This is a genomic window from Streptomyces sp. NPDC050416 (assembly GCF_044458845.1).
GTDB lineage: Bacteria > Actinomycetota > Actinomycetes > Streptomycetales > Streptomycetaceae > Streptomyces.
In genome coordinates, this window is record NZ_JBITII010000002.1 from 349214 (window position 1) to 365019 (window position 15806).

The window sequence follows — 15806 nt, forward strand, 5'->3', positions numbered from 1 at the left end:
CTCTGCTTCCTTCTTCACTCGTCGTTCGCGTTCGCTTATTGGTCGGCCAAATAGACCTCGAAGAGGTCCTCGGGTCCCGGCAAGTCGGTGAGGTTGCCCGGCTTCAGGTCCCAGTGCGTGCCCTTGCAGGTGAGTCCCGGAAGCACATCGTCACCGGCGCCCTCGGCAAGGGGCTTGAACTCACAGCGTGATTTGATCACCGCTGTGGCCGATGCATGCGCGTACCTGTGCTCCGTGCCGGGGAGGACGGAGTCTCCGACGGGCTTGTCGGTCTGGACATGGACCGTGTAGCTCAAGGGCAACTTCGGTTGGCAACCACCGGCGGCGGCATCCACATGCGCATCGTTCTGGGAAGCGAGCTGGTGCGCACGGAAACAGCCGTCCAGGACCGCTCCTTTACCCTCGAAAATGCCCTGCCACTTGCTCGGGTCGAGTACGTCCTCCACCCACTTGCCGGCGAGCTTGTCCCGGGTGTCCTGAGCCGCCGCGAGAGCGGCTGCGTCCGCAGCCGTCTGGGCGCCGTTCCGATTGACCGCGGCTTGGCCGACCGCAAAGTACGCGAACGCGAGGAAGAGCAGGCTCCCCACCACGGTGATGTAGATGGGGAATGCCTGCCCTGCGTCGCCGTACCTGCGAGGTCGGATCAAGGAGCGACCTTGGCGATCTGAGCCGTGAGCTTGTCGACGATCGTCTGACCGAGGTTCGTAGAAGCGATCAGCACGACGATCGCCACGACGACCGCGATGATGCCCAGGTACTCGACCGCGGTCTGCCCCTTGTCGCCGGCGCGGCGCTGCATGGCCTCGACCGTGGTGTTCTTCCAGCCGTTCACGCGGACCTTGGTCGCAACAGCCGTCTTCAGCATCAGGTCGCTCATGATGTTCCCCTCCGGTTTCGGCGGTGCCGCTTTCGACACGAGAAACGTACGGCGGAACATCCCGTCCGCCAGAGGGTCCCAGGACCCAATCCAGGGCCCAATCGTGCGGGCCCAACGAATTCTCCCCCCATACCGTCACCGAAGGTCACCCCAGTCCTCGGTGTGAGCCCGGTGCCGTGCCGAGCCACTTCGCCGCGGCCTCGGAGCGGCTGGTGCTGTGGAGCTTGGCGAAGATGCGGTTGATGTGGTTCTTGACCGTCTTCTCGCTGATGAAGCAGGTGGCGGCGATCTGTTGGTTGTTCATGCCGGATGCGATGAGGTCCATGATCTCCGCCTCCCTCGTGCTCAGTTGGAACCGCGACCTGTCGGGAGCGGCCGGACGGCCGCTCATCCACCCAGACGAAGACTGTCCCACATCTGGTTGCAGTTGCGAAAGGTTTTCGGGCGAAGCAGGCGGAGCCGGGACGCGCGGTAGATGCGAATTCCCTGGTGGAGTGAGATCTGGGGCCTGAGTATGCGGCATTGCGGACGCCGTTGTTCCGTATGCAGTCGCATCCATCTGCCCCAGGCCTTCGGGTAGCGACGGACCCGCCGTTCCCTGCCCCTGACGCAGTTGCGCCAGCAGGGCGCCTGCCGCCGTGGGTGTGAAGTGGGCCCTGCCCTCTTTGATGTCCCTTACAGCGGAGACGAGTTCGTCCGAGGTGAACTCACCGTGGACCAGGTAACCGCCTGCTCCTCGACGGAGGGCCTCCTGGACGATCTCCGACTCCCTGCTGTACGTCAGCATCAGGACCGGGGCGATCTGCACCAGGTACGGGAGTGCGGAGATGCCGTCCACGCCCGGCATGCGGACGTCCAGCAGGACGACGTCGGGGCGATGGTGGCGTGCTGCCTCGTAGGCCCCGCGGCCGTCGGCCGCCTCCGCCACGACCGTGATGTCCTCGCGGCCGGAGAGCAGGGCGGTGAGGCCGGCGCGGACCACCGGGTTGTCGTCCGCGACGACGACGCGCAGAGCGGCGGGTTGTCGGGCCGTCGGGAAGTCGTCGAACGGATTCGGTGGCGGTTGGAGCGGCTGCTGAGAGCCGGGGTGGGGAGTCGGGTCCGGCATCGGTGCGGCCTCCTCTCGTGGTGCGGGGACGGGTGCGGCGTACTCAGGCGTTCCTTCTCAGGCGTTCCTTTGGTTCTATGCGCGCGGTGTCGTCAGAGCCGCGAGAGGCAGTTCCAGGCGTACCTCCGTGCCTCTGGGATGGCTACCGCGGCCGATACGGATCCGTGCGCCGACCGAGGCGGCCCGCTCGACCATGCCGACCAGGCCGAAGTGCCCCGCTCGGCGGAGTTGTTCGAGGGTGGTGCCCGAGGGGAGGCCACGGCCGTCGTCGTAGACGCTGATGCGGAGCAGGTCGCCGTGGACGCCTGCGCGCACGTCAACGCGGGTGGGCGCTGCGTGACGGTAGGCGTTTTCCATGGCCTCCGTGGCGATGGTGAGGAGTTGACGGGCCACAGCGGGTGGGACCGGAGGGACTGTGTGCTCGCCGGTCGGGCGGTAGGCGGCGGGGAGGCCGGTGCGGCCGCTGAAGTCCCGAGTGCGGGCGGCGAGTTCCACCAGTACGTCCGTGGCGTGGTCGGGGTCTGTCTCCCGGCGGAGGTCGGCGAGGAGTTCTCGCGACTCGGCAGCGGCGCGGCGAGCGGAGCGGGCGACCAGTTCGGCCTGTTGTTTCACCAGGGCCGGATTCATGCGGTCGGCCCCTGCCGAGCCTGCCAGGCCATCGGCGGCCAGGGCCACGCCGTGCAGGGTCTTCGCGACCGAGTCGTGCATCTCTCGGGCCAGACGGGCGCGTTCGGCGCTGACCGCTTCCGTGACGGCGAGGCGGGCCTGAACCGCTGTCAGAGCCTGGGTGGCTGAGCCGAAGCGGAGCACGAGGTTGCGGAGGTTCGAACCCACGGCTCCGGCGATGAGGCAGAGGCCCGGAAGGAGGGATGACTCGGCGATGCCGGCTTGCAGGTCCGTCGCTGTCGCGTAGACCAGGACGAGGATCAGCGACTGGAGCGACGCGAACACGGCTGCGCCACGCCAGCCGTAGACCAGGCCGGCGAGGAGGGGGGTGCAGACGCTGACGTAGGCGAGGGTGGTGTCCGGGCCCGCCGAGATGAGGAGCAGGGAGCCGAAGAGGGTGTCCAGGGCCAGGAGGGAGGGATGGCGGAGGAGGAGAGGGCCGAATCGTTCCCAGTCCCGGAAAAGAACGTAGGAGCCCATGAAGGTGATGACGACGGCGACGGCCACCAGGCGGGTGGGCAGGCCTGGACCGGCGTTGAGGATGGCCGCCGGTGCGGCCAGAGCGATCATGGCCAGGCGGAAGCCGAAAACCTGACGGCACATGGCCTGGAGAGCGTTGATCTGGATGGGGATGGTGGGGCTGTCCGCGGCCGCGGGTATGGGGTGGGTCACTCGGCGTACGGCCGCGTTCGGGCTCTCATCCGCACCTGCAGTGCGGCCTTCGGGGCCGAGTGCGGGTGGCCCCGGTGGTGGTTGCACGCGGTCGGTGGCACCTTCACCCTTCGTCCGTGCCGCCGACTCGCCTTTCGCCTGTGCCGCCGGCCCGCCTTTCGTGTCCGCCGTCGGCCGGTCGTTCGCCGGTGCCGCCGTTCTGCCCTGCGAGCGCGGCGCCGTGGCATTCGTCCGGGCCGTCCCATCCCGCCGAAGTCCCCGCCTGATCCGCACCGTCCGCTCGGGCACGGCGGTCCCGCCCGCGTCCGGCCCAGCGGTGTCCGTCGGGGCCGGGGCGTCTGCCGGGATCCATCCTGGTGGGAGGGCCGGAGTCACGTAGGTCACCGGGACGTCCCGGGCTCCCGTCCTGACGTGATCCGGCAGGACTGTGCCCGCCGGCGGTGTCGTGATCTCCGGTGTCTTCGGACGGCGGCGCAGCAACCCCGTCCGCTCCCTCGTTGCCGACATGCTGTCGCCACCCCCGTCCTACTGGCCCGTGATCGTGCTGAAGTCCGTACCGGAACCGAGCAGCATTCCCGCGCCGAGGAGGATCATCGTGGCCGGGACCATGAACGTCGTGATCATCAAAGTGGCCTTGGGAACCGCGCGTGCGGCTTTTCGACGAGCGTTCTGTGCATCCGTGCGGCGCATGTCCTTGGCGAGTGCGACCAGGGTGTCCACGATCGGGGCACCCAGCTCCTCACCCTGTTGCAGCGCCGTCACGAACATGGCCACCTGCTCCGAGTCATTGCGTCGCCGCAGTTCGGTGAAGGCGTCGCGGCGGCTCATGCCGAGGTCCATCTGGCGCAGGGTGATGCTGAGTTCGTCGGCCCAGGGGCCCTCGTACTTGGAGGCGACGCGTTCCAGCGCCTGGCGGAATCCGAGGCCCGCGCTGACCACAACGGCAAGTACGTCCAGGAAATCAGGCAGTGTCCGCTCGATGGCGTCCTTGCGGACGCGGATCGCCGCCCAAATGCCGACCTCTGCCCAGAAGGCCGCGAAGGCGAACATGATGACGGCACTGAAGAGGCTTCCTTTGCTGAGCGCGATGAGACCGCCCAGTCCCCCGATCGCCCCGTATACCGCGCGCCTGGCCGCGTAGCGGTCGATGGTGAGGCCGCCGGGGTTGCCCGCGAGGTCGATCTTGCGGCGGTACTTGGCGACCTGCTTGGGGCCCATCAGACGCAGGACGGCGGGCGCGTATCGCATGCCAAGCCGGTCGACGAGCGAGCCGACGGCGCTGGTGCGGGACGCGCCGACCTCCAGTGCCAACGCGAGGTCGCCGGGAAGCTTTGCCTCTGCACGGTAGATGCGTATGCCGACGAAGATGCCCCACACGCTGAGGCCCATGACTAGTGCGAGAAGAAGTCCCATGATTCGGCTCCGGCCTTCTCAGACGTCGATGCGAGACAAGCGGCGGATGAGGAAGAACCCGATGGCGTAGAGACCGAAGGCGATGATCACGCTGGCCTGACCGACCGGCGACCCGGTCATGCGGTCCAGCGCTCCGTCCTCGATGGCGTTCAGCATGAACAAGGCGCCCACCCCCAGCACCGGCACCGCATACGACGTCATGTTCACCTGCGACAGCTGGGTACGGACCTCCCGTCGCGTCTCCTTGCGTTCCTCAAGTGTCTCCGTCAGGTTCCGCAGCGCGCTGACCACCTGGCCGCCCGCGCGGTTGGACAGCACCAGCGTGGTGACCAGGACGACCAGTTCACGGGAGGGGAGGCGGTCCGCCAGTTCGCCCAGGGCGTCGTCCATCGACGCGCCGATCGCCAGTTGGTCGGCCACCTTGCCGAGTTCCTCGCCCGCCGGGGCCTCCAGTTCCTCCGCGGCCATGCCGATGGCCGTGCGCAGCGCGAGTCCGGCCTGGGTCGCGTTGGCGAGGATGCGGGCCATTTCCGGAAGCTGGTTGATGAACTTCTCGATCCGTTTCTGCCGCTGCCAGTTGAGGAACTGCAGGGCCGCCCAGATGCCCAGCAGACCGGCCAGCGGGCCGAAGAACGGGGCCAGGGCCGCCTGGCCGATCAGCCACAGGCCCGCCACCGTGGCGAGCATGTAGACGAAGAACTCACCCGGGGTGATGTCCAGGCCGGTGGCGGCCAGGCGCAGTTCCAGTTTCTTGCCGAGCTTGGTGCGCCGCAGGCGGCGGTCGATCCCGCGGAAGTTCCGGCGTCGGCCGCCGACCGGGATCTGGCCGGTGGTGGACAGGCGGTCGACGAGCGCCTGCCGCTGCGCCTTGCCCATGGCGTAGGAGTGCAGGCCCATGACCGCCAGGACGCAGGTCAGCAAGGTGATGCCGGTCGTGAGCGTGATGAGCGTGTGCAGTTCCATGGGGACGGTTCCTACCTGGCTTCTCGGGTGGCTAGCTGGTCCGCGGACTGGGCGATGCCGAAGGCCTGGGGGATGGGCTGGCTCGCCATGTAGAGGCGGTCGGCGGTGCGGCGCGGGAGGGGGTGGTACTCGAAGGCGCCGTGGATACGGCCGTCCGCCGCCATGGGCCGGGCGTTGAAGCGGGCGACCGTGACCAGTCGGTACGGCTCACTGCCGTGGCTCTCCAGCAGCGCGATCTCGGTGATACGGCGGGCGCCGTCCGCGAAACGGGTGAGCTGGACGATGACGTCGACCGCGCTGTTGATCTGGTCGTGCAGCGCCACGAACGGGATCTCCACCTCCGACATGGATGCCAGGGTCTGCAGGCGCATCAGCGCGTCCTCCGCGCTGTTGGCGTGGACGGTGGCCAGCGAGCCGTCGTGGCCCGTCGACATCGCCTGGAGCATGTCCAGCGACTCGCCGCCGCGGACCTCACCGACGACGATGCGGTCGGGGCGCATACGCAGGGAGTTGCGGACCAGGTCGCGGATGGTGATCTGGCCCTTGCCCTCCACGTTCGCCGGGCGGGACTCCAGGCGGATCACGTGCGCCTGCTGGAGCTGGAGTTCGGCCGAGTCCTCGATGGTGATGATGCGCTCCCCCTCGGGGATGAGCCCGGAGAGCGCGTTCAGCAGGGTCGTCTTTCCCGTGCCCGTCGCGCCCGAGACGATGACGTTGAACTTCGCCTGCACCAGGCCCGCCAGCAGGTACAGCATGTGCTCGTCCAGCGAGCCCAGGCCGATCAGCTCCTGGAGCGTGAAGGAGCGCGGGAAGCGGCGGATCGTGAGCGTGGCGCCCGTCAGGGACAGGGGCGGGATGATGACGTTGACGCGCTCGCCGGAGGGGAGGCGGGCGTCGACCATCGGGTTCGACTCGTCCACGCGGCGGTTGACCGTCGAGACGATCCGCTCGATCGTCTGCATCAGCTGGTCGTTCGAGGCGAAGCGCATCGGCAGCTGCTCCACCCGGCCGCCGCGCTCCACGAAGATCGCGTCCGGGCCGTTGACCATGATCTCCGTGATGGACGCGTCCTCCAGCAGCGGCTCCAGGATGCCGAGGCCCAGCGCCTCGTCCACCACCCTGCGGATCAGCTGCGAGCGTTCCACCGTCGACAGGACCGGGCCCTCACGGCTGATGATGTGCCCGAGCACCCGCTCCAGCCGCGCCCTGCGCTCGGCGGCGACCAGCGAACTCATCTCCGCGAGGTCGATCTCCTCCAGGAGCTTGGCCCGGTAGGAGGCGACCATGTGGCCGTCCTCGCCCCGGTTGCCGTTCTCCTCCGGGGAGTTGATGCGTGCTCGCAGGCTCATACGTCCGGTGCTCCTTGCTCGTCGTTCAGTGGTCGAGCGGCATCGTGGCGGTCTTGCGGGCCGTGCCGAAGTCGCCCTTGCCCGGGATGATCGACGGGATGGTGATCTCGGCGGTGACGGTGACCTCTTCGCCGCCGTACGACGCGGGGCATCTGGTGGTCCGGGCCAGCCAGTCGCTCACTGCGGCTTGGCAGTCCCGCTCGTGCGGTCCGTCCAGCGAGGCGCTGCGCGCCCCCGCCCGTGCCGCCGTCCCCGCCTGCTGCGCCGTGTAGGCGATCAGCCCCAGCTGTACGGCCGCCATGGCGACGAGCAGCAGGATCGGCAGGAACCCGAGGTACTCGATGGCGACCTGGCCGCGGTCGCGCTCTCTACGGACGTACGCCATCTCACTTCGCCTCCTCGACCGCACCCGCGTGGCCCTCGACCGTGAACGGGAAGGCGATCGCGCCCGGGAAGAGGACGGGGACCTGGAGGTCGACGTCGGAGGTGACATAGCCGCCCCCGGTGGTGCAGCCCACCTCGGCGCCGGCCCTCCACGCGTCCGACAGCTTGTCCAGTCCCGCCTGCTCGCACTTGCCCGGACGGTCGTACTCCGCCGCCGTCCCCGCCCGCACCGCCTCATCCGCGGCATTCCCCGCGAGCGTGTACGTGTAGCCCACCAGCACGAGCTGCCACAGCACCACCAGCGTCACGATGATCGTCGGCATCATGCCGAGGAACTCGATGGTGACCTGGCCGTCGTCCCGCTGTCTCGCTGACCTGGGCATCGTCATCCCCCTCCCTCCTTCCGCCGCCGGAAGTTCACCGACCCCCGGTCCCCCCGCGACCGGCCCGCCTTCTGGGCGCCCTCGGGGACCTTGACCAGCCCCAGTTCGCCGGCCAGGCCCCACAGGGCCTGCTTCACCGTGCTCTTGCTCTCCAGTTCGTGGATGCGGCCCGCGTCCACGACGCTCTGGAGTTCCTTGAAGTTGGCGGGGACCGCGGTGGCCGCGACGGCCGTGCCGGTGATCTTCTGGATCAGTGGCGGCTGGATCTCCGTACCGCGCGAGTACCGGTTGACGACGACGGTCGTCTCCTCGGCCTTGCGGATCTGGAGCCGGTCCCACATCCGCACCGCCCGCTTGGCGCCCCGTACGGCGACCACGTCCGGCGTCGTGATCAGCAGGGCCCTGTCTGCCATCTCCACGGCGGCCGCACCCGCGCCGTTCAGCTGGGCGCCGCAGTCGATGACGACGACCTCGTAGCGGGAGCGCAGGGCGCTGACGATCTGGCGGGCGGCGCGGTCGGTGACGTCCTCGCCGCGTTCCCCTTCGGCCGGGGCGAGGAGCAGGACGAGTCCGGTGTCGTGGCGGAAGACCGCGTCGGCCAGGACACGCGGGGAGATGTCCGTGATGGCGGCCAGGTCGACGACGGACCGGCGGAACTGGACGTCCAGGTACGAGGCAACGTCACCGGTCTGCAGGTCCATGTCGACCAGCGCCGTACTGCGCCCCGAGGCCTGGGCTGCGAGGGCCAGTTGGATCGCCGTCAGGGTCGTGCCCACGCCGCCCTTGGCTCCGCTCACCGTGACCACCGTGCCTCCGACACCGGTGAACACGTCGGCGCCGGCGCCCAGGTGCCGGCGTACGCCGACGGACCACTGGGCGACCGCCTGGACGCGGCTGGCGAGTTCCTCGTAGCTCAGGGGCAGGGCGACCATGCCGCGGGCGCCGTAGTCCATGGCGGCCTGCATGAGGCCGGGGCTCGCGTCCGAGGTGACGAGGATGACGCCGACGGCCGGGAAGCGCAGGGCGACTTCGCGGATCAGTTCCAGTGCGGGGACGGGGCCGATGCGCTCGTGCACGACCACGACCTCGGGCAGTTCGTCGACGGACTCGGCGGCCAGCCGCGCGAGGGTGTCGATGAGCTGGGTGGAGTCGACCACCGGGGCGACCGGTTCGGCGTCCGGGAGCTGGCTGAGGAGCGTCGTGATCGACCGGACCGCGTCCGCGTCACCGACTGCCGGGAGGATCCTCGTGGGCATGCGGGCCTCTCACTTGTCCTTCGCGAGTTCGTACGTCCGGTCCTGCTCGGGGACGGTGGTGTCGCTGCCGGGCGCGACCAGGGCGAGCCGGACCCGCTGGGCGAACGACTCGGCGTAGGTGAGGCGCTGGGCGTCGAGGGCGGACAGCGCGAAGGTGATGGGGACGGCGTCGGTGGGCTGCTGGGTGCGGTTGTTCTCGTCCGGTTCCAGCGCGGTGAGTTCGCCGACGTCGAGGACCTTGGCGTTGGTCACGATGATCTTCGACTGGTCGGGGTCGCCCTCGCGCTTGCCCTCGAAGGTGGCGTAGACGTTGACCGAGGAACCGGGCGTGATCTTGCCGGCCACGCCGGTCGCCGCGTCGATCATGATGGCGACCTCCTGCTGGCCGGGCTGGAGGGCCGGCTGGCGGACGATCATGTCGGACTGGAGCAGGGAGCCCGCTTGCAGCGTGGTCACGGCGATCTTGCCCTGGATCTCGCGCAGGTCGGTGACGGCGTTGTCCGACAGCCACCGCTCGGGCATCTTGATCTTCTCGAACTGGCCCGTGCTGAGGGTAGTGTAGGGCGGTACGTCCGACTTGAGCCGGTAGGCGGTGACCTCGGGGCCGACCTTGGACTTCACGTCGCTGATGACGGACAGCACGCCGGTGAAGGCGCCGAGGGCGCAGACGACCGACAGGAGCAGGAGAATCACGCCGCGGCGCTGACGGGAGTTCATGAACCGTACAACCTCATTGGGGATATCGGTCGAGCGGAAACGAATGGGTGTGAGCGGTGGTCCGTACGGGCCGGAACCAGGACCCCGGGACGCGAGTCCCGTGGCGCGTCCCGTGGTTCAGGACTCACCCGACGGGCGTTCGGTTCTCGTGCGGGTTCTGGCGGGGCTGGTCGTCGACGGGCGGCGTGGCCGAGCAGAAGACGCAGCGGTCGCCGATGACGTCGATGCCGCACCAGTGGCAGAGGGTCCGCCGCACGGAGGTGACCAGTTGGTAGAGGACCGACAGGTCGGGCAGGTAACTGCAGAACTCGATCAGCTTGCCGGTGCCCCACCAGCCCGGTGACTCGGCCGGGAGCGGGGTCTCGCGCAGACCCTGCACCTTCCAGGACGGGGCCAGGGTGCCGGTGACCCAGTCGGACTGGAGCTGCCCCTTGGCGACCAGCATCCAGGTGCCGAACTCGGGGCCGGGCAGGGCGGCTTCGGGGGTGATCCTGACGAGCTGCGGCTCGGGGTGGGCGAGGACGCCGAACTGGCTGCCGGGCACCCAGGACTTGGCGTGCGACTTCAGGCCGACGGGGACCCGGTCGAGCCGGGCGACCGAGTTGAGCAGCGCGCCGGCGTGGATGTAGTGCACGAGCAGCCGCCCCGCCGAGGCGAGTACGCCGGGGCTGATGTCGCAGGACGCGAGCTGTCGTAACTGGCGGGCCAGGACGGCGAGTCCGAGCGGGGGCAGATCGGGATGGAAGAGGGCGATCCGGTCGGTCTCCATGAGGGAGCGCAGGGTGTACAGCCGTCGCTGCACGGCGAGGGGCGCGGCCTGGGAGCAGACCACGATCACATGCCCGTGGTGCTCGACCAGGGTCTGCAGGTCGGCGAGGGCCTGCTCCAGCGGGCGCCGGTCGACCTCCCGCAGCACGACGGCGGGCAGGGTGCGTTCGTCCTGTGGCGGCAGTGCCATGTCGGCACTGGTCACGGCAATGGCAGTTGGCACGCGCAGCTCCCCGTTTCCCCATGCCCGTCGGCGCGCCGCCTTGTTACCGCGGCACACCTCGGTGACTTCACTGCGTGACTACCTCAGCACTGTATCCACGGCTCTGTGACCGGAGAACAGCGTTTGTGTAGCTGAGGAGCAACTGTCGTTGCACAAGATGCGTCAAAACGGGGCAGGTTGAGCATCTTGCCGGTCGCGGGCGGGGGCTCGGGTGGTCCCGGCCGGTGGTCCCGGAGAGCCCAGTGTTGACGGTGGGCCTCCGTTTGGGCCCTGAGGCCCACGCCTTGCGCCGGTGCGCGTACCTACTCTCACCGTCCAAGGCACATGGTTCGGGCAAGGAGGGGTGCCGTATGGCCGGCGGGGGTGGCATACGGACGTACGGACACAGACCGGTCTTCGACGATCGCGGCGCGACCGGCACCGAGTACCTCGGCATGGTCGTCGTCAGCGCGGCGATCGTCCTGGCCGTCTCGGCCACCGGCGTCGGGCAGCTCGTCCACGACAAGATCGCCGCGCAGATCTGCGAGGTGGCCGGTGACGGCGACTGCGGGGCGGGAGGGACCGGGCCGGGCAAGCCCCTGACCGACGCCGACTTCGAGCCGGCGCTGTGCCAGGTCTCCTCCGTCACGGACAAGGCGGGCTCCAAGGCGAAGATCTTCTTCTGGGAGATCGGCAAGGAGTACGGCTTCCAGGAGCAGCACATCAAGGCGAACACGGACGTCAACGGCGACGGCACGGTCGACGGCAAGGACCAGCTGGTCTATCTGACCTTCACGGATGCCGCGTCCGTCGCCGCGAAGAAGGACTTCAAGCCGGGCATGAAGGTCGGCAGGTTCGGCACCGACAAGGTGGAGCTCGGCCTCGGCATCAAGGTGACCAACGGCGACACCTGGGTCTTCCAGAGCCCGGAGGAGGCCCAGCGGTTCCGGGACGACGTGGAGAAGCTGCAGATGTCGAGATGCGGCGCACCATGCCCGGGGGCGCGGAGGCCGGTCTCGGCGACAGCATCGCCTATCTCTTCGGCACCGGTCCGCTCAAGGACGAGGAGGACACGCAGAACCGGATCAAGGACCAGCTGGGCGACAAACGGAAGATCACCTACGGCAAGGTGGGTCTGGAGGCCTCGGCGTCGGCGGGCCTGAAGATCTCGGCGGGCGACGAGAAGAAGCTGAGTGCCGCGCTCGGCGGCACCTTCAAGTACTCCCCCGACATCACCTGGACGGACAACGCCTACAAGAACACCAAGTCGTACACGTACTCCTCGTCCATCGAGTACGGCTCCAAGGTGGGCTACGAGGCGGGCCCGCTCAGCGGCGAGTATGCGGCGAACACGACGCAGACCGGCACCATCACGGTCACCTACGACAAGGGGACCGGCAAGCTGGTCCGCATCGACATGACCCGCACCGTCGAGAAGGGCGGCCAGAAGGACGGCGCCAAGGCCGGCGGTGACAACGGCAAGAAGGACGGCGACAAGCGGGGCGGAAACGCCGGCGTGAAGGGCACGGACTCGCAGACCGGCATCGAGATCGTCACCAACTCCGTCAGCTTCGACCCCGGCCCCGAGGGCGACGCGGACCGGGCGATCGGGGAGCGGTGGCTGGACAGCAACAACGAGCAGGTCGCCACGCCCTTCCAGTACATGTTCGACGACCACGCGCCGACCTCCCGCCCGGGCGCCGACGATCCCTTCGGGCAGCTGATGTTCGACAAGGGCAGGTCGAGCCGCATGACGTACACGGGCGAGGTGAACGCGGCCGAGTACGGCTTCGAGTTGAATCTCGGGCTCAGTCTGGGCATGACGATCAGCACGGAGAAGAAGTCGGAGACGCTGACCGACGCCCAGTTCCTGGGGGCGCCCCGCGGGGACGGTCGCTCCTATCTTCCCTACAGCTACTGTGCGAACTGACGAGACGGAGTCCAAGCCGATGAAGACCCGCCGTGCCCTCCTGGCCGCCGCCCTGCTGACGGCCTCCTTGGCCCTGACCGGCTGCGGGGGCTCCGACGCCGGCTCGGTGCCCGACGGCTGGGGCACCCTGAGGACCAAGGGCGTCGACGTCTCGTATCCGAAGGGGTACGAGGAGCAGAGCGCAGGTGAGCGCGGCAAGCACAACGCGGCCGCGGCGGTGCGCACGGAGGACGGCAGGAAGGTCTCGGTCATCACCGTGCAGCTCGGGTTCACCGAGGCGAACTCCGCCGAGCAGGCCGCGATCGCCGCCGAGGCGGGCATCCAGATGGGCGCGGACGTCAAGGGCCAGAAGGACGTGGAGCTGGCCGGCGCGGACGGGGCGAAGCGGATCGACTTCACCTTCAAGGCGACCGGCGAGGACGGCGGCCCGCCGAAGGGCACCCCGGTCGAGGGCGTGATCCTGGCCGGTCTCGACTCGGCCGACACCGCCTTCGCCATCCGGGTCGACGCGCAGCGGGGGTCCCTGCCGGACGGCGACCTGGACCGGATCATCGACTCGGTCGAGGTGCACTAGCCATGGAGGTGCCGGGCGCCGGTTACGGCGTGCTCGCGCTGCTCGTGGCGCTGTTCGGCGCGCTGGCGTGGAAGTACGCGCGGCGCCTGGTGACGGTGGCGCGGGTGCTGCGTCGCGGGGCGCGGGCGGAGGGCGAGTGCGTCCGGGTGGAGACGGAGCCGTACCAGCGTTCGGACGCCCGGCGGCACTTCTTCGCCTTCCGTACGGCCGACGGCACGCCGGTCGAGTTCGAGGACCTCGCGGGCTGGTCCACGACGGAGGGCACCCGGGTCACCGTCACCTACGACCCGCGCGATCCGCGGGGCACGGCGACGGTGGCGGGCCGGGGCAGCTGGTCCCCTGTGCTCCAGGCGCTCGCCCTGGTCGCGGGCTGCGGCATGGCCGCGCTGGGCTTCGCGGTCCTCCTCTACGTCGAGATCTTCCGGAGCGGTTGATGGCGCTCGTACGCTGCTGGGCCGTCGGCATCGTCGTCCTGGTCGTCAGCGAGTACGTCCAGATGACGCTGGTGTACCGCCCGTTCGTCGGCCCGCGGGGCGTCGGCTCGTTCGGTGCCGCCCTGGCGCTGGTGCACCTGCCGAACCTGGTCTGTGTCGTGCTCGCCACCTGGGCGGCGGCGCGGGTGCATCCGGAACCGTGGCGCGAGATGCCGGTGCGGCATCTGGCCGCGGCGTGCGCGGCTCCCGCGGCGGCGCAGGTGCTGTTGCTGGCGCTGCGGCCGGGTGTGCTGGACCCGGCGGGGCCGGCGTTGTGGATGTCGACGGGCGTGCTGCTGGCGGGATGTGCGGTCGGGCTGCTGCTGGACAGGTTGGTCTGGACCTCTTGACAGCGTCGTTGGTCTGGACCATTTTCTTGTCATGTCCAGATACAGACGATCCCTGCGGCTGTGGTCGGGCGCCCTCATGGCGGCCCTGGCCCTCACTGTCACGACCGTCGGCCAGGCGTCCGCCGCCGACGTCAACAACGCCAGGAACGCCGGCTTCGAGTCGGGCCTGAGCGACTGGACCTGCTCCGCGGGCAGCGGGACGACCGTCTCCTCCCCGGTGCGCACCGGCACGGCGGCGCTGAAGGCGACCCCGGCGGGGCAGGACAACGCCCGGTGCGCCCAGACGGTCAGGGTGAAGCCCGGCTCGACGTACACGCTGGGCGCCTGGGTCCGGGGCGGTTACGCCTACCTCGGGGTCTCGGGCACGGGCACGACGGACGTGTCCACCTGGACGCCGGACTCCGCCTCCTGGAAGCAGCTGTCGACGACGTTCACCACGGGTTCGTCGACGACGACGGTGACGGTGTACACGCACGGCTGGTACGGGCAGGCGGCGTACTACGCGGACGACGTGTCGGTGTTCGGCCCCGACGGGGGCGGCGGCACGGACCCGGGCCCGACGGTCCCGGCCGCGCCGAGCGGCCTCAACGTCTCGGGTACGACGTCCTCGTCGGTGTCCCTCGCCTGGAACGCGGTCTCGGGAGCGACGGGTTACACCGTCTACCGCGACGGCACGAAGGTCACGGCGGTGACCGGCACCTCGGCGACGGTGACCGGCCTCGCGGCCTCCACGTCGTACTCCTTCCAGGTCACGGCGACGAACGCGGCGGGCGAGTCGCCGAAGTCGGCGGCGGTGACGGGGACCACGAGCAAGCCGAACGGCCCGGGCCCCGCGCTTCCGAAGCACGCGGTGACGGGTTACTGGCAGAACTTCAACAACGGGGCGGCGGTCCAGAAGCTGGCCGACGTGCCCTCCCACTACGACATCATCGCCGTCTCGTTCGCGGACGCGACGGCCACGCCGGGCGCGGTGACCTTCACCCTCGACTCGGCCGGGCTGAACGGCTACACGGTCGACCAGTTCAAGGCGGACATCAGGGCCAAGCAGGCGGCCGGCAAGAAGGTCGTCATCTCGGTGGGCGGTGAACGCGGCACGGTGGCGGTGAACGACGCGGCGTCCGCGGCGAACTTCGCGAACTCGGTGTACTCCCTGATGCAGACGTACGGCTTCGACGGCGTCGACATCGACCTGGAGAACGGCCTGAACGCGACCTACATGACGCAGGCGCTGCGGTCGCTCTCGGCGAAGGCGGGCTCGTCGCTGATCATCACGATGGCGCCGCAGACCATCGACATGCAGTCGACGTCCAACGCTTACTTCCGGACGGCGCTGAACATCAAGGACATCCTCACGGTCGTCAACATGCAGTACTACAACAGCGGTTCCATGCTCGGCTGCGACGGCAAGGTCTACAGCCAGGGCTCGGTCGACTTCCTCACCGCCCTGGCCTGCATCCAGCTGGAGAACGGCCTCGCCCCGTCCCAGGTCGGCCTGGGCGTGCCGGCCTCCACCCGGGCGGCGGGCAGCGGGTACGTGGCACCGTCCGTGGTGAACAGCGCCCTGGACTGCCTGACCAGGGGCTCGGGCTGCGGCTCGTTCAAGCCGCCCCGGACGTATCCGGACCTCCGGGGCGCGATGACCTGGTCGACCAACTGGGACGCGACGGCCGGCAACGCGTGGTCCGGCGCGGTGGGGCCGCATGTGCACGGGCTGCCGTAGC

17 protein-coding genes are annotated in these 15806 nt (G+C 69.3%); 5 read left to right on the forward strand and 12 right to left on the reverse strand.

The window, feature by feature from the left end; genetic code table 11:
* Positions 1 to 35 precede the first annotated feature (35 nt).
* The 12 genes from ACIBL4_RS06600 to ACIBL4_RS06655 form a co-directional block, all read right to left on the reverse strand.
* Positions 36 to 647 (reverse strand): pilus assembly protein TadG-related protein, encoded by a 612-nt coding sequence (locus tag ACIBL4_RS06600; RefSeq protein ID WP_399407132.1) that lies wholly within the window; start codon positions 645 to 647, stop codon positions 36 to 38.
* The gene (locus tag ACIBL4_RS06605; protein WP_399407134.1) at positions 644 to 877 is read right to left on the reverse strand and encodes a Flp family type IVb pilin; all 234 of its coding nucleotides are present in this window, start codon (positions 875 to 877) and stop codon (positions 644 to 646) included. Before ACIBL4_RS06605 ends, ACIBL4_RS06600 begins: the two co-directional genes overlap by 4 nt.
* A 145-nt stretch (positions 878 to 1022) precedes the next feature.
* A complete protein-coding gene (locus tag ACIBL4_RS06610; RefSeq protein WP_399407136.1) occupies positions 1023 to 1985 on the reverse strand; it encodes a response regulator in 963 nt (320 codons plus the stop codon).
* Between the two features lie 75 nt (positions 1986 to 2060).
* A complete protein-coding gene (locus tag ACIBL4_RS06615) occupies positions 2061 to 3254 on the reverse strand; it encodes a sensor histidine kinase (RefSeq protein WP_399408098.1) in 1194 nt (397 codons plus the stop codon).
* Between the two features lie 594 nt (positions 3255 to 3848).
* Complete coding sequence (locus tag ACIBL4_RS06620) at positions 3849 to 4736, reverse strand: DUF5936 domain-containing protein (protein ID WP_399407138.1); 888 nt, start codon at positions 4734 to 4736, stop codon at positions 3849 to 3851.
* A gap of 18 nt (positions 4737 to 4754) precedes the next feature.
* Positions 4755 to 5699: a type II secretion system F family protein gene (locus ACIBL4_RS06625; protein ID WP_399407140.1), complete on the reverse strand. Its 945-nt coding sequence runs from the start codon at positions 5697 to 5699 to the stop codon at positions 4755 to 4757.
* An 11-nt stretch (positions 5700 to 5710) separates the two neighbouring features.
* A complete protein-coding gene (locus tag ACIBL4_RS06630; RefSeq protein WP_399407142.1) occupies positions 5711 to 7048 on the reverse strand; it encodes a CpaF family protein in 1338 nt (445 codons plus the stop codon).
* Positions 7049 to 7073: 25 nt separating this feature from the next.
* Positions 7074 to 7433 (reverse strand): TadE/TadG family type IV pilus assembly protein, encoded by a 360-nt coding sequence (locus ACIBL4_RS06635; protein ID WP_399407144.1) that lies wholly within the window; start codon positions 7431 to 7433, stop codon positions 7074 to 7076.
* Between the two features lies 1 nt (position 7434).
* Positions 7435 to 7821: a TadE/TadG family type IV pilus assembly protein gene (locus ACIBL4_RS06640; RefSeq protein WP_399407146.1), complete on the reverse strand. Its 387-nt coding sequence runs from the start codon at positions 7819 to 7821 to the stop codon at positions 7435 to 7437.
* The gene (locus ACIBL4_RS06645; RefSeq protein ID WP_399407148.1) at positions 7818 to 9071 is read right to left on the reverse strand and encodes a CpaE family protein; all 1254 of its coding nucleotides are present in this window, start codon (positions 9069 to 9071) and stop codon (positions 7818 to 7820) included. The genes ACIBL4_RS06640 and ACIBL4_RS06645 overlap by 4 nt, the downstream gene beginning before the upstream one ends.
* 9 nt (positions 9072 to 9080) lie before the next feature.
* Positions 9081 to 9788, reverse strand: coding sequence for a Flp pilus assembly protein CpaB (gene cpaB, locus ACIBL4_RS06650; RefSeq protein WP_399407150.1), 708 nt, complete (start codon positions 9786 to 9788; stop codon positions 9081 to 9083).
* Positions 9789 to 9912: 124 nt separating this feature from the next.
* Positions 9913 to 10746, reverse strand: coding sequence for a hypothetical protein (locus ACIBL4_RS06655; protein WP_399408100.1), 834 nt, complete (start codon positions 10744 to 10746; stop codon positions 9913 to 9915).
* A 1003-nt stretch (positions 10747 to 11749) separates the two neighbouring features.
* Between ACIBL4_RS06655 and ACIBL4_RS06660 the strand changes: the two genes are divergently transcribed.
* From ACIBL4_RS06660 to ACIBL4_RS06680, 5 genes are read left to right on the forward strand one after another with little or no spacing between them, the layout of a single operon-like run.
* Entirely contained in the window at positions 11750 to 12688 is a 939-nt protein-coding gene (locus ACIBL4_RS06660; protein WP_399407152.1) for a hypothetical protein, read from the forward strand.
* Between the two features lie 19 nt (positions 12689 to 12707).
* Positions 12708 to 13262, forward strand: coding sequence for a hypothetical protein (locus ACIBL4_RS06665; protein WP_399407154.1), 555 nt, complete (start codon positions 12708 to 12710; stop codon positions 13260 to 13262).
* 2 nt (positions 13263 to 13264) lie between these two features.
* Positions 13265 to 13696 carry a DUF3592 domain-containing protein gene (locus tag ACIBL4_RS06670; protein WP_399407156.1) on the forward strand — a complete coding sequence of 144 codons (432 nt, stop codon included), beginning with the start codon at positions 13265 to 13267 and terminating at the stop codon, positions 13694 to 13696.
* Positions 13696 to 14085, forward strand: a complete 390-nt coding sequence (locus tag ACIBL4_RS06675; protein ID WP_399407158.1) for a hypothetical protein — start codon at positions 13696 to 13698, stop codon at positions 14083 to 14085. Before ACIBL4_RS06670 ends, ACIBL4_RS06675 begins: the two co-directional genes overlap by 1 nt.
* Before the next feature lie 31 nt (positions 14086 to 14116).
* A complete protein-coding gene (locus ACIBL4_RS06680; RefSeq protein ID WP_399407160.1) occupies positions 14117 to 15805 on the forward strand; it encodes a chitinase in 1689 nt (562 codons plus the stop codon).
* Position 15806 lies beyond the last annotated feature (1 nt).

What these genes read in the sequence shown, in the direction of transcription:
- ACIBL4_RS06605 (WP_399407134.1), bottom strand. Translation starts at nt 877, where the DNA reads ATGAGCGACCTGATGCTGAAGACGGCTGTTGCGACCAAGGTCCGCGTG.
- ACIBL4_RS06640 (WP_399407146.1), bottom strand. Translation starts at nt 7,821, where the DNA reads ATGACGATGCCCAGGTCAGCGAGACAGCGGGACGACGGCCAGGTCACC.
- ACIBL4_RS06655 (WP_399408100.1), bottom strand. Translation starts at nt 10,746, where the DNA reads ATGGCACTGCCGCCACAGGACGAACGCACCCTGCCCGCCGTCGTGCTG.
- ACIBL4_RS06615 (WP_399408098.1), bottom strand. Translation starts at nt 3,254, where the DNA reads ATGTGCCGTCAGGTTTTCGGCTTCCGCCTGGCCATGATCGCTCTGGCC.
- ACIBL4_RS06635 (WP_399407144.1), bottom strand. Translation starts at nt 7,433, where the DNA reads ATGGCGTACGTCCGTAGAGAGCGCGACCGCGGCCAGGTCGCCATCGAG.
- ACIBL4_RS06675 (WP_399407158.1), top strand. Translation starts at nt 13,696, where the DNA reads ATGGCGCTCGTACGCTGCTGGGCCGTCGGCATCGTCGTCCTGGTCGTC.
- ACIBL4_RS06680 (WP_399407160.1), top strand. Translation starts at nt 14,117, where the DNA reads ATGTCCAGATACAGACGATCCCTGCGGCTGTGGTCGGGCGCCCTCATG.
- ACIBL4_RS06645 (WP_399407148.1), bottom strand. Translation starts at nt 9,071, where the DNA reads ATGCCCACGAGGATCCTCCCGGCAGTCGGTGACGCGGACGCGGTCCGG.
- ACIBL4_RS06670 (WP_399407156.1), top strand. Translation starts at nt 13,265, where the DNA reads ATGGAGGTGCCGGGCGCCGGTTACGGCGTGCTCGCGCTGCTCGTGGCG.
- ACIBL4_RS06630 (WP_399407142.1), bottom strand. Translation starts at nt 7,048, where the DNA reads ATGAGCCTGCGAGCACGCATCAACTCCCCGGAGGAGAACGGCAACCGG.
- ACIBL4_RS06620 (WP_399407138.1), bottom strand. Translation starts at nt 4,736, where the DNA reads ATGGGACTTCTTCTCGCACTAGTCATGGGCCTCAGCGTGTGGGGCATC.
- ACIBL4_RS06665 (WP_399407154.1), top strand. Translation starts at nt 12,708, where the DNA reads ATGAAGACCCGCCGTGCCCTCCTGGCCGCCGCCCTGCTGACGGCCTCC.
- ACIBL4_RS06625 (WP_399407140.1), bottom strand. Translation starts at nt 5,699, where the DNA reads ATGGAACTGCACACGCTCATCACGCTCACGACCGGCATCACCTTGCTG.
- cpaB (WP_399407150.1), bottom strand. Translation starts at nt 9,788, where the DNA reads ATGAACTCCCGTCAGCGCCGCGGCGTGATTCTCCTGCTCCTGTCGGTC.
- ACIBL4_RS06660 (WP_399407152.1), top strand. Translation starts at nt 11,750, where the DNA reads ATGCCCGGGGGCGCGGAGGCCGGTCTCGGCGACAGCATCGCCTATCTC.
- ACIBL4_RS06610 (WP_399407136.1), bottom strand. Translation starts at nt 1,985, where the DNA reads ATGCCGGACCCGACTCCCCACCCCGGCTCTCAGCAGCCGCTCCAACCG.